The organism is Anaerosolibacter sp., from assembly GCF_029240175.1.
In the GTDB taxonomy this organism is placed as follows: Bacteria; Bacillota; Clostridia; order Peptostreptococcales; family Thermotaleaceae; genus Anaerosolibacter.
This window is the reverse complement of the sequence record NZ_JARBTM010000006.1, coordinates 20097-32271: the sequence shown is the minus strand read 5'-3', so window position 1 is coordinate 32271 and position 12175 is coordinate 20097. Positions and strand designations below refer to the sequence as shown.

The following is a 12175-nucleotide window of genomic DNA, read 5'->3' as shown; positions in this document are numbered from 1 at the left end:
ATGCTAATGCGTCTAATCTTACTTTTTACCATGGTACCCTTAATAGAATTAGCAATCTTATTCAAACTTAACCAATATGTTGGGTTGGGGTACACATTGGGCATTGTTATCTTCACAGGGGTTTTGGGAGCATATCTGGCTAAATCCCAAGGAAATCAAATCCTATTTCGAATCAAGATGGAAATGGGAGAAGGCAGGATGCCGGGAGATGAATTGATCAATGGGCTGTGTGTATTGATCGGCGGAGCTATGCTTCTTACACCAGGGATTTTGACGGATACCACGGGATTTATTCTTGTACTTCCAGGTACGAGACATTTGGTAAAAGTATTTATTAAAAATAAGCTAAGAAAGATGATCGATGAAGGAAAGGTAAACTTTTACTTTCGATGGTAATAGACATGGGGAGGAATGAACGTGGAAAAAAGAATTTTAGGTAGGACAGGACTGGAAGTGTCTGTTATAGGTTTTGGAGGTATTCCACTGCAGCGAGTTGATCAGGAAATGGCAGTGCAAATGCTTCAAAGAGCATTACAACTGGGAATCAATTTTATTGATTCGGCGAAAGGCTATACGGTCAGTGAGACACTGATTGGACATGGATTGAAAGGTCAACGACAGCATTGGATCATAGCCACCAAGTCTATGGCAAGGGACTACGCTGGTATGAAAGCTGACGTGGAAAGTAGTCTACAGAGCTTTCAGACAGACTATATAGATTTATATCAGTTTCATAATGTTCGAACCCAAGGACAGTTTGATGAAGTTATGGGGGAAAATGGGGCATACAAAGCATTGCTGGAGGCACAACAGGAGGGAAAGATTGGACATATTGGATTTACAACCCATGATGTCCAGATGCTGGAGAAAGCTATAGAATCAGGATGTTTCTCTACAGTTCAATTCCCCTATAATATCGTTGAGAGCCAAGGAGCGTCCATTTTTGAGAAAGCCAAGGCAGCAGACATTGGGGTCATCGTCATGAAGCCCATGGCAGGGGGAGCTATAGACCAAGGAGCGCTAGCTCTGCGATATATCATGGATAATCCCAATATCACAACGGCGATTCCAGGAATGGATAGTTTGGTTCAAATCGAAGAGAATGCTTCTGTGGGTAAAGAAAAAACATCTCTTGCACCGGATGAAAGAGAGCAAATCCAAAAAATCGCTAAAGAACTTGGTGAAACATTCTGCAGGAGATGTGGTTATTGCGGACCTTGTCCCCAGGGGCTAGATATTCCTACTCAATTTATTTTAGAAGGGTATTATATAAGATATAATTTAAAGGATTGGGCAAAGGAACGGTATGTTGCCATCGGGAAAAATGCCAATGACTGTATTGCTTGCGGTTTATGCGAGCCAAAATGTCCTTATGATTTACCAATTCGCAAGATGCTGCAAAGGGTAAAAGAAAATTTGTCCTAGATTCATAAAATTAACCTAGATTTATTGGTATAAAGTTCTAAATTATGTATAATAATCTATAGTAGCTTTTGTTTAAAAGTGAAGCGGTAACTGATTCTAATTTTCGTGGCACAATAATTCTTGGTGCCATATTTTTTTGGAAATATATAAAAGAGAAAGATGATTTTCCATCTTTCTCTTTTGTATTATTTATTGTTGTACTTCAGGATTTATATATAAAGGTTTTTTGATACTGCCAGTTAGATTCATATCACCCAAAGTATCTATAGACTGACCTTCTACAAGGATTTGTACATTGTTTACACCAATGATGCTGGTATAGCTGTAAACAATGGCGTCAACCATCATTTTTTGTAAATCAGGACGATCAGAATATACGCTCGTAAATTCTTTCGATAAGTTTAGTGTTAACTGGTCACCTGCCAATGTATGATTGATAAGATTCACTTTCTGAGGAATAGGAGCCATAAGGCCCGTTATCTTTTGTCCACCGATTTCACCAGTTCTCAAGCCATGGAAGATGTTTTCATAAACCATGTTTTGATCATTCAAGCTGACTGGGGCAAGAAGTACTCTATTTTGATTTAGGTTCAGCCCCAGATATATCCTGGGATTAATGTCGGCACCCAGCGGTACTCGTGTACTCATACCGCCGAAAATGTTATCAGACTCTCTGCCATTAACCAAGAACTTCACCTTGTCGACACCAGGAATAGCCGTTAGCGCATTGACGAAGCTTTTTACTGCAGCATTCCCCAAGGCAGGGTCTTGATTAAATCGTTCCAAATCAGAACCTAAATGTAGAATTGCAGTACCTTGACGAATCTGAATCTTACTTACACTCGGGATCGGAGATTGGAAGCCTAGGATATCAGAACCCTTTTTTGTTTGATCGATGGTTGCCCGCAGCGGCGCGTTACTAGAAGGAACAAAGCGGGTAACAGGCACCAATTGCTGTGGGTTTTGAGAGTCAGAGAAAAACATTGTTACACCCATTTTTCCTTTACCTGCCGTATTGGTTGCAGGAAGATAAGGAGAAATGGTAGAATAGGTTATGTTTAAAGCTAACGGTTCAATGCCTTTTAGCTCTCGGGCAGTCCCATAGATGTGGAAGACATATTTTCCATCAGGAAGTCCAAGCTTTTGCTGAGATAAATCCAGCTGATAGGCTGCTTGGTCTTCAATACTGTTTTGATCTTCTGGCACTGTTTGAACAAATTCCGATGTAGTCAATGTCCTTATGATTTGGCTATCTTGAATAATTTCAAGGACCAGAGGATTATCTGAATCATAGGTTAGTTCCTGTGGTTTTGTGCTTCGTATATAAAATTGATAACTATAGGGATTTTCTAAATCCAAAACTTCTGAATTGCCAGCATAGACAAGCTCAGGGGGGGAAACTTTGGTTGGAAGCTTGGGCCCTTGGAATTTTGGCATCTGTATTTTGGGTAGCTTAAATGAAATGTTCATGTCTAAGCCGTTTTTTTCGATAGGGATAGTTGTTGCTGTAACGCAAATAATACCAACAAGACAAAGATTTAATAGTGATCGAAGCATAAGAGTCCTCCTTAAACATGTTGCTTGTCCAAAATTTTCTTGCTAATTTCATTATAAGGGATTTTTAACAAAGGGAAAAGGGGACTAAGTACACATTTTTATCCAAATTTTAGAAAAAATTATTTTGCCATGGGTTGGATAAATCCTAGGACGATAATTGATAGTATTAAGTAGTTATTTAATAAGGGTAGGGGTGGACGACCCTGTCCACCCATCAGTTAAGAATTATATCAGCCCAGGCAATTGGTATATGAAGTTCACGCATATTAGACGAAAGCTATAATAGAAGTTATCCATAAAAAGATTTATGCAGGGAGAGAAGCCAATGAAAAACAACGTTGTTGAAAAAGGGAAAATCTATGAAGTACATATAGCGGATATTGGACATAATGGAGAAGGTATTGGCCGTGTAGAAGGGTTTACCGTATTTGTCCAAGGGGGTGTGCCTGGAGATGACCTGCGGATAAAGATCGAGCTAGTGAAGAAAAACTATGCAGTGGGAAAAATCATTAAGCTCGTAAATCCATCACCCAATAGAATCACTCCTGTCTGTCCCATCGCCGATACATGTGGAGGATGCCAAACACAGCACATAAGTTATCAGGAGCAGTTACATTTAAAAACCAATACAGTAAAAGCTAACATCGAACGGATTGGAAAGTTGGAAGACGTATTGATTCATAATACGATAGGGATGGAAGAGCCCGCCAGGTACAGAAACAAGGCCCAGTTCCCTGTAGGTAGACTGGATAACCAAGCAGTCATTGGGTTCTATAAAAAGGGAACCCACGAGATCGTTAACACATCAAGCTGCTATATTCAACATGAAGTGAATGACCGTATCGTAGCAGTATTAAGGAGGTACATGGAGCAATACAACGTTTCTGCCTTTGATGACGAAACAGGTAGGGGATTCATACGGCACATGCTCACCAAAGTAGGATTTACCACTGGAGAAATTATGGTAGTACTGATCACCAACGGCAGAAAAATTCCATATCTGATGGAGCTTATTCAGGAACTAATCAAAGAAATTCCTGAGATCAAAAGCATTGTACAAAATATCAATATGAAAAAGACCAATCGTATATTAGGAGATGAATGTATTACTCTTTTTGGAGAAGATAAAATTGTAGATTATATTGGAGACCTAAAATTCCATATATCTGCATTATCCTTCTTTCAAGTAAATCCAATGCAAACCAAGGTATTATACGAAAAGGCCCTTGAATATGCAGGACTTACAGGTGAAGAAACTGTATTTGATGTTTACTGCGGTATCGGCACCATTTCCCTATTTTTGGCCCAAAAGGCAAAAAAGGTTTACGGTATAGAAATCATAGATGCTGCCATTGAAGACGCCAGAGAAAATGCTAGGATTAATGGTATAGAAAATACAGAGTTCTATGTGGGCAAAGCAGAAGAAGTAGTGCCAAGACTTTATAAACGAGGAATCACCGCCGATGTAGTAGTTGTTGATCCGCCGAGAAAGGGATGTGAAGAAGTTGTATTAGAGACCATTGTGAAGATAAGCCCAAAACGCATTGTCTATGTATCCTGTAACCCAAGTACCCTAGCCAGAGATTTGAAATATCTAGATGAAAGAGGTTATAAGGTTATCGAAGTACAGCCAGTAGATATGTTTCCTCACACCACGCATTGTGAGGCTGTAGCGTTAGTGGTTAGGGAGTAGAAAAGATTAAAAAATTCTCTGTTGAAAATATATTCAGCAGAGGATTTTTTAATTTAACTAAATTCTTAGGCTCTGTACCTGGGGCTATCATCCTATATATCATAGATACAAGTACGAAAGATTACGTATACTACAGAACATTACTATTGACTCTACCACAATGGTATAGTGTAAGATTGAAATAAGTTAATGATAGAAGTCTTGGAGGTGCATCAGTTGCTTAAAATAGGAGATTTTTCAAAGTTATCTAAGATCAGCATACGTATGCTACGATACTATGATGAGTTAGGTATTCTAAATCCTGAATATATAAATAAAGAATCAGGGTATCGGTACTATAGCCCAGAACAATTATCTCTAGCCTTCCGGATACAGGCTTTAAAGGATATGGGGTTTAGTCTTGATACGATACAGGATATACTTAAAACGTATGATGATATTGATAACTTAAAACGATATCTATTATTGCGGTATGATGAAATGGAAATTGAAGTCATGGAAAAACAAAGTAAGCTAAAACTGCTAAAAAGTATAATAAATAGAATCGGAAAGGATTGCGATTATATGAAATATAATGTGGTAATCAAAGAACTACCTTCACGTTATGTTGCCAGCTTAAGAGGTATCTTACCGGGTAATCAACAGGATGGTCTATTATGGGATAAACTTTCAAAGCAAATAGAATCACAAAAGGTAGAATATACATCACCGTGTTTTCCTGTAACAATTTACTATGATGAAGGTTACAAAGAAAAAGATGTAGATGTGGAAATCCAGATATCTGTTAACGGCAAATATATTGATACGGAAGATGTTCGTTTTATTACTACAGAACCTATGACTGTTGCTTCAGTAATTATAACTGGGAGTTACGAACAATTGCCCGAAGCTAATGAAGCTGTTGCAAAATATATATCAGACAACGAATTTACTATGTCTGGGCCTATGTTTAACATTTATCATGTAAATCCCGGAATGGAGATGAATTCAGGGAATTGGATAACTGAAATATGTTATCCGGTTACGAAATGATTGGAGGAGAGAAAATGCAAAATAGAATTACCAATGAAACTTTAAAAAATATTAAGCAACGCAGGAGTATCAGAAGTTTTAAGGATGAACAGATTAAGGATGAAGAATTACAGGCGGTACTGGAAGCAGGGCTGTATGCACCTTACGCATGGGATCAATCACGGCATTTTACAGTAATTCAAAACAAGGAACTGCTGGACAGACTAAATATTGCGGCAAAAGAAGCCGCCAAGCAAATGGATTTTGAACATTTAAGGGAACTGGGCAATGATGAGAGGTTCCATTGTCTGTACAATGCACCAACACTGATTATAGTTTCTGGCAATGAACAGGCTCCCATACCTCTCGAAGCGGATTGTGCCACTGCTACTCAAAACTTGCTGCTTGCCGCAGAGTCAATCGGACTAGGGGCATGCTGGATTTTCTTTGTCTTATTAGCATTTAATTCTACACAAGGCACCGAATTGCTAAGGGAACTGAAAATACCCGATGGCTACAAGCCTTACTATTCGGCTGTGCTTGGGTATAAAAATGCTGCGACAGTTAATATACCAGAAAGAAATTCTAACCTCATTACATATATCAAATAACTTTATCTGTAAAATAACTTTCATTAATTTGAACTCGTTGTGAGTAGAGTGTTTACATTATCGGAGGGTATTATGAAGGAAGAAAAAACCAATATTCTGACGGTTGATGGGTATATCGACCAGTTTGAAGAAAAACCGAAGCAGAAACTAATAGATCTGAGAAACGCAATAAGAGAGGCGGCACCTGACGCAAATGAAAAAATTGCATGGGGTGCGCCTACGTATAATCAGAATGGCTTTTTGGTACAGTTTGCGGCGTATAAAAAACATATTGGCTTCTACTGCAGTCCTGCTGCAATTACATTCTTCAGGGATGAATTGCGCGATTATAAGACTAACGAAAAAAATACTATTCAATTTCCCATAGATAAAGAGCTTCCTTTGGAGCTAGTAAAACGGATAGTTCGGTTTAGAATCAAAGAAAATATGAAGTAGTGCTTTAACAACGAGAAAACTTTGATTGATATGTTCCCGGGAATGTAATGTTAGAAAATTTAAGTATGGTGTCAGGCACCGCACTCAAGCACTTTTTATATGCTAACTAGAACACACCATACATGTTGAGACTGTCGTGAGAATTGAGAGAGAATAAATCGAAAGTAAAGAATTGTTATGAATAATTATAAAAATTGAAGGTTATATTATATTCCCTCAGACTGAAGCTTGAGGGAATTTTTACATAGACAGCAACACCTTTATATGTAGATTTACAAGAAGAGAAAGTAATTCCTCTTATAAATACATATAAAACCAATAGGTAACGGGGTAAATATATGGATTGGAATGTAAGGGGAGTATGTGATGGAGTGTGACACAATGCTTAAAATATTGAAAATAGTTGTTACAATAAATTGTAAGATGTTGATTGAATCACTATATATATTATACCAAAAGAATGGTAAGAAATATAGAATTATAAATGAAACTATAATACTGTACAATAGAGGATACGTTTGGAGGTGGAATTAATGAATGAGAAAATCTTTAATACGGGGAGAATATCAATAAATTATGTTGAAAGTGGTACTGGTGATATAACTATTTTACTGCTACATGGAGGGTCTTCAAGATTACAGACATTTAAGGATTTAATTCCAGAGTTAGCAGGTAAATACCATGTATATGCCATAGACCTCAGGGGTCATGGAAAAACAGATCGTGTATCAGGCCAGTATAAAATTCAAGATTACGTGACTGATGTAAAAGAGTTCATAGAAATGCGTATTCAAAAACAAGTTATAGTATTTGGACACTCGCTGGGGGGAATGATTGCAGAATTGTTGGCGGCATATTACCCGAAAATAGTGAAAGCAATTATTATTGGTGATTCACCAATTTCACTTGGCGTGTTAAAAAAGCACTCGGATGATCAAAAAGAGATGACGATGTTATGGAGAGAATGGTCAAGAACTATGAATGTTGAAGAGATTGCTGAAGAACTAAAACGAATGCAAGTAGCTATTCCCGGAGAAGATAATACTGTTCCGGCATATGAAGTATTTGGTAAAAACCATCCTTGGTTTGACTTTATGGCTGAAAGCCTAAAACAAAATGATCCTGATATGTTGACATCAATTATTGATCGATTTGATGAAACTTATTCAGCATACAATATCGATAGGATTTTCTTACAAATTAAATGTCCTGTATTAATAATCAAGGGAGAAGAAAAACATGGGAGTTTGATAAGAAATATTGATATAAGCCATGCCCAAACATTGATTGGAAACCTTAAATATATCGAGATTAAAGGTGTAGGTCATGCATTATATATGCAGAATTTAGAAGCAGTAGTAAAAGCTATTATAGAATTTGTGGATGAATATAGCAAGGCATGATAACTATTGGTTAGATGATGTTCAATTATTTAAAACAGGCTCTACATATGCTAACAGCAACACACCATGCATGTCGAAGTGGTGGTAAAATTAAATCAGAAATAAGAATAGGCATCTATCTGATGGATAGGTGCTTTTTTAATAAGCAGATATTGTTTGCTAATAGTCTGCAAATATTGAATGCTCTTTAATTGAAGAGAAGAACTAAGCTAATTTATGTTCAGTTAAAACTTCGCACAGAACATTATTTGAGAGAGACGATTTCTAGGTCCATAGAACTGTTTTTATACGTTTCTACAAAATGCGACATACAAACTTAGAAATTGACTATAGAATAATAGTGAAAAGTTAGACAGTTGGAATAGAGGGGGTGGGTGAAAATACATGTGGGGATTATTATTTTTTATTGCAGTATATATTGGAGTTGGGATATATCAATTAATAAATGGCAATATTGAAGTTGCACTATTTAGCTTTGCTTTCGCTACACTAATATTTGGTATATTTTATTTTTTCAAGAAGGAGAGAGATTATTCAAATGACTTTTGTATCTGGGCAATGGAAAACAAAGAATGTATTTATGACGGAAAAGCTGAGTATAATGGAATAAGAATAACACCAGATACTGAAATCGTAAGATGTAGTGCATGTATCTCGATATTGTTTTTTTCGTTTAAAGCGCCGTCTCGATTTTTGATTAAAGATTATCATCACACTTATTTAATTAATTTTGTATATTCTATTACCACATTATTATTTGGTTGGTGGGCATTCCCGCTTGGGCCTATAAATACGATAAAGGTGTTATTCAATAACATAAGGATGCATGAGCGTATTACGATAGAGTACTTAATCTACCTTATTGAAGATTCAGAAGCTTAGACACAATTGTACTATTTTTAAAAGTATGATGAATACTTTGTTATTTTTGTGTATAATCAATTTTTGTGCAAATGTTATCTATAGGTGAACTGAAAGAATAAAAATTTTTAGAAGATTAATTGTATTGTAGGCTCCCTCATGCTAAAAATCTGGGGAGTTTTTAATTTATAATGTTAGTTGGCAGTATAATCAAGCTTTATTATATGACAGGTGACGGTTCCGTGGCATGGTATATTTCAAGCGAGTTAGATACATGCTAACTGCAACACACCATGCATGTTGAGGCTGTCGTGAGAGTAGAGAGAATAAATAAATAGAGAGAAAGTAAGAAAGATACTGGTGTCAAACCGACCCCTTTACATTGTGGGGCATGATGCTAGGATCGAAAGTAAAATTTGCAAAAGAGAACCTAAGCTGTAGCATCTGTGATATACTGAAAATAAGAGAACTGAATAGCCAGCCTCTAAAGGAGAAAAGCCATGAGTAAAATATCAGTTAGGGAAATGGAAAAGAGAAGAAGAGAGGTTGACTATGCAATGTCAATTAATGATATGAATAATACTGAGCCATCTCAGAAGGAAATAGAATTATTCGAATCATATATTGATGGAGAAGTTAGCTTAAAGCAGGTTAGAACGACATTGAAAAAGAGATCTATGTAATAGTTAAAAATCTATAAAGGAGTTAAATGCTCTTTTGTAGATTTTCTTTTTTATCAACCATTCAATCAAATATTCAAGTAAAAAGGGACGAAGGGACAGGTATATTGTCCCACGGGCTACATTGATAATAGAAAAGGTTTTGATCTTGTAGTAATATTGGGGTAGCAATACATATGCTAACTGCAACACACCACTCATTGTGAGACCGTAGCCTTGGTGGTTAGGGAATAGAAAACAAGTTTAAAACCCTCTGTTGCAATAGGCAAACAGAGGGTTATTATTTGAAAATAAGTTCTTAAGTCTTGTACCTTACCTATATTCTCGAAGGAAAAATATACCATATTGTAGAAGCAATCATATAGGGAAGGAAATCATCTCCCGAAAAAAGTAAGGAGGATATATAAATGAAAATAAAAGTATTAGGGTCTGGAGCATCTGAAGGATTTCCGGCAATATTCTGTAACTGTGACTCATGTATAAAAGCTCGCAAGGCAGGGGGAAAGAACATAAGGACTCGTTCTCAGTTTTATGTCAATAATGATTTGATGATTGATTTTGGAGATGATACCTACTATCACTCTTTAAATGAGAACATAACATTATCAAAATTGAAATACCTATTGATAACACATTCGCATATAGATCATTACAACCCTACAATATTTCGTTATAGGGGAGGATATTATGCCGCTGAATTATGTGAAAGCGTATTAAAAGTGTATTCAACTCCTGCTGTAAAGGAAATATATGATAACATGGATCGCGGCAAGCCTATGGATGAAGTGAAAAATAATATTGAATTTAATGTACCGACTGAATTTGTGCCATTTTCTATAGGTGATTATACAATTCACACCTTACAGGCAATACATATGAAAGATGAGAAATGCTATATGTATGTAGTTGAAAAAGGCGGAAAACGTGTATTATTTGGCAATGACTCTGGCTATTATCCAGATGTGACTTTTGAATATTTAAAAGGTATGCATTTGGACCTAGTATTTCTAGATTGCACCTTCGGGCTACATTCATATGGAATTAATAGTAGTCATATGGGGATTCCTGAGAATCTTAAGGTAAAGGAAAGATTTTATGAAAATGGGACAGCTGATGAGAGCACAGTTTTTGTAACACATCACTTTACACACACCTGCGGGAGTACGCATGAGGAGTTATGCAAGGAAATGGAGAAACATGGATTACTAGTTTCGCATGATGGTATGCTGTTTGAATTATAAATAGATTCTAGAGATGAAGCCAGAGTGGTGATCAAGGTTGAAAATGAATGTAACAATGCGACAGAGGGACGGTTTCATTGACATGTTTACATTGACTACAAGCTAATATATGCTAACTATAACACACCATGCATGTGGAATCCATAGTCCTGTTGCAGAACGAAAAATGCTGAGATTTCAAGGGCTTGTGGATTGTAGATGAAAACATGTTTTGACGTGAAAGGATGATTTCACGTCTTTTCTTTTATATAGGTTGTTGAATAACTAAAATTACCAATAAAAAAGTCGCCCATTTTCTAGTATCATGTTAAGCACGACCAAAACAATCCCTAGAAAGGACGACTGTTATGATTGTAGCACTTAACAAGATACTTGATAACCCCTTTTATGCAATTTGTAAAAAATTACAAAAGGTATATGATAAGCTGGATTCTAAACTTAAGTCCAAAAGTCTTGGAAGACCCAAGAAATACTCAGACCTACAAATCATCCAATGCCTGTTATATAAGGTAATGAATAGAATCTATTGCTTAAGAGAACTGGAATGGAAACTATCTACCGATATCCTAACAGCAAAACTGCTTGGACTTTCTGACATTCCTGACCATTCTACTTTCTGTATTAGGGCAAAAGAGATTGAAAAGTCTTTGTTTTATCAAATATATAGGATGTTTGTTCTCTTATTGAGCCCTGACTTGAGAATTTGCTCTATAGATTCTACAGCATTAAGAAGTTCTAGGTTTGATTCTGAAGCTAAATCAGGTAAATCTACCCGACTAGGGTGGTATAAAGGATATAAACTTCACCTGGTTAGCTCGGCTGACTTAGTTCCCTTGGAATTTCACTTTACTACGGCAAATGTTTACGATAGTAACTGTAAGGACTTGATCCTTAAGCTCAAGGACTATGATATCTTCGCATTGTTAGGTGACGCTGCCTATGATAGTGTCAAGCTGTTTAACTTATGCGAAGAGTTATCTTTCCATTTGGTTACTGATGTAAATCTTAGAAAATCTAAATCTGTTGATAATATTAAGAACGAGTATAGAAAACGAAACTATTATTTTATGGATTCTCCTATCGGAGAAAAGATATATAAACAAAGAATCACCATTGAAAGGTTATTTTCCATACTGAAGCTACGCTATGACCTTGAAAATCCAAGATTACATGGACTACACAAATACAAATCCCATGTAATGTGGACATTATTTTTATACCTTATTGAAAAATCAGTTGCTAACGACCAATGAGTTAC

Annotated in this window: 12 protein-coding genes; 11 read left to right on the top strand and 1 reads right to left on the bottom strand. The window is 36.3% G+C overall.

Going from position 1 to position 12175, the window contains the following annotated elements; all coding sequences use genetic code 11:
• The gene (locus K0R93_RS06115) at positions 1-396 is read left to right on the top strand and encodes an FxsA family protein (RefSeq protein ID WP_300299032.1); all 396 of its coding nucleotides are present in this window, start codon (positions 1-3) and stop codon (positions 394-396) included.
• A gap of 15 nt (positions 397-411) precedes the next feature.
• Entirely contained in the window at positions 412-1425 is a 1014-nt protein-coding gene (locus K0R93_RS06110) for an aldo/keto reductase (protein WP_334305777.1), read from the top strand.
• 189 nt (positions 1426-1614) lie between these two features.
• On the opposite strand, the gene K0R93_RS06105 is transcribed toward K0R93_RS06110, so the two are convergent.
• Positions 1615-2982: a GerMN domain-containing protein gene (locus K0R93_RS06105; RefSeq protein ID WP_300299028.1), complete on the bottom strand. Its 1368-nt coding sequence runs from the start codon at positions 2980-2982 to the stop codon at positions 1615-1617.
• A gap of 325 nt (positions 2983-3307) precedes the next feature.
• Between K0R93_RS06105 and rlmD the strand changes: the two genes are divergently transcribed.
• The 9 genes from rlmD (at position 3308) to K0R93_RS06060 (ending at position 12170) form a co-directional block, all read left to right on the top strand.
• Entirely contained in the window at positions 3308-4675 is a 1368-nt protein-coding gene (gene rlmD / locus K0R93_RS06100; protein ID WP_300299026.1) for a 23S rRNA (uracil(1939)-C(5))-methyltransferase RlmD, read from the top strand.
• 216 nt (positions 4676-4891) lie between these two features.
• A complete protein-coding gene (locus tag K0R93_RS06095) occupies positions 4892-5707 on the top strand; it encodes a MerR family transcriptional regulator (protein ID WP_330685050.1) in 816 nt (271 codons plus the stop codon).
• On the top strand, positions 5686-6297 hold the full coding sequence (locus tag K0R93_RS06090; RefSeq protein ID WP_300299022.1) for a nitroreductase family protein: 612 nt from the start codon (positions 5686-5688) through the stop codon (positions 6295-6297). Before K0R93_RS06095 ends, K0R93_RS06090 begins: the two co-directional genes overlap by 22 nt.
• Positions 6298-6369: 72 nt before the next feature.
• On the top strand, positions 6370-6732 hold the full coding sequence (locus K0R93_RS06085) for an iron chaperone (protein ID WP_300299020.1): 363 nt from the start codon (positions 6370-6372) through the stop codon (positions 6730-6732).
• Between the two features lie 533 nt (positions 6733-7265).
• On the top strand, positions 7266-8135 hold the full coding sequence (locus tag K0R93_RS06080) for an alpha/beta fold hydrolase (protein WP_300299018.1): 870 nt from the start codon (positions 7266-7268) through the stop codon (positions 8133-8135).
• A 384-nt stretch (positions 8136-8519) separates the two neighbouring features.
• Positions 8520-9017, top strand: a complete 498-nt coding sequence (locus K0R93_RS06075; RefSeq protein ID WP_300299016.1) for a hypothetical protein — start codon at positions 8520-8522, stop codon at positions 9015-9017.
• Positions 9018-9496: 479 nt separating this feature from the next.
• Positions 9497-9679 (top strand): antitoxin VbhA family protein, encoded by a 183-nt coding sequence (locus K0R93_RS06070; protein WP_300299014.1) that lies wholly within the window; start codon positions 9497-9499, stop codon positions 9677-9679.
• A gap of 404 nt (positions 9680-10083) precedes the next feature.
• Entirely contained in the window at positions 10084-10917 is an 834-nt protein-coding gene (locus K0R93_RS06065; RefSeq protein WP_300299012.1) for an MBL fold metallo-hydrolase, read from the top strand.
• Between the two features lie 347 nt (positions 10918-11264).
• Positions 11265-12170: a transposase gene (locus K0R93_RS06060; RefSeq protein WP_300299010.1), complete on the top strand. Its 906-nt coding sequence runs from the start codon at positions 11265-11267 to the stop codon at positions 12168-12170.
• The last annotated feature ends 5 nt before the right edge of the window (positions 12171-12175 follow it).

What these genes read in the sequence shown, in the direction of transcription:
- K0R93_RS06085 (WP_300299020.1), top strand. Translation starts at nt 6,370, where the DNA reads ATGAAGGAAGAAAAAACCAATATTCTGACGGTTGATGGGTATATCGAC.
- K0R93_RS06090 (WP_300299022.1), top strand. Translation starts at nt 5,686, where the DNA reads ATGTTATCCGGTTACGAAATGATTGGAGGAGAGAAAATGCAAAATAGA.
- K0R93_RS06075 (WP_300299016.1), top strand. Translation starts at nt 8,520, where the DNA reads ATGTGGGGATTATTATTTTTTATTGCAGTATATATTGGAGTTGGGATA.
- K0R93_RS06110 (WP_334305777.1), top strand. Translation starts at nt 412, where the DNA reads ATGAACGTGGAAAAAAGAATTTTAGGTAGGACAGGACTGGAAGTGTCT.
- K0R93_RS06065 (WP_300299012.1), top strand. Translation starts at nt 10,084, where the DNA reads ATGAAAATAAAAGTATTAGGGTCTGGAGCATCTGAAGGATTTCCGGCA.
- K0R93_RS06115 (WP_300299032.1), top strand. Translation starts at nt 1, where the DNA reads ATGCTAATGCGTCTAATCTTACTTTTTACCATGGTACCCTTAATAGAA.
- K0R93_RS06105 (WP_300299028.1), bottom strand. Translation starts at nt 2,982, where the DNA reads ATGCTTCGATCACTATTAAATCTTTGTCTTGTTGGTATTATTTGCGTT.
- K0R93_RS06080 (WP_300299018.1), top strand. Translation starts at nt 7,266, where the DNA reads ATGAATGAGAAAATCTTTAATACGGGGAGAATATCAATAAATTATGTT.
- rlmD (WP_300299026.1), top strand. Translation starts at nt 3,308, where the DNA reads ATGAAAAACAACGTTGTTGAAAAAGGGAAAATCTATGAAGTACATATA.
- K0R93_RS06060 (WP_300299010.1), top strand. Translation starts at nt 11,265, where the DNA reads ATGATTGTAGCACTTAACAAGATACTTGATAACCCCTTTTATGCAATT.
- K0R93_RS06070 (WP_300299014.1), top strand. Translation starts at nt 9,497, where the DNA reads ATGAGTAAAATATCAGTTAGGGAAATGGAAAAGAGAAGAAGAGAGGTT.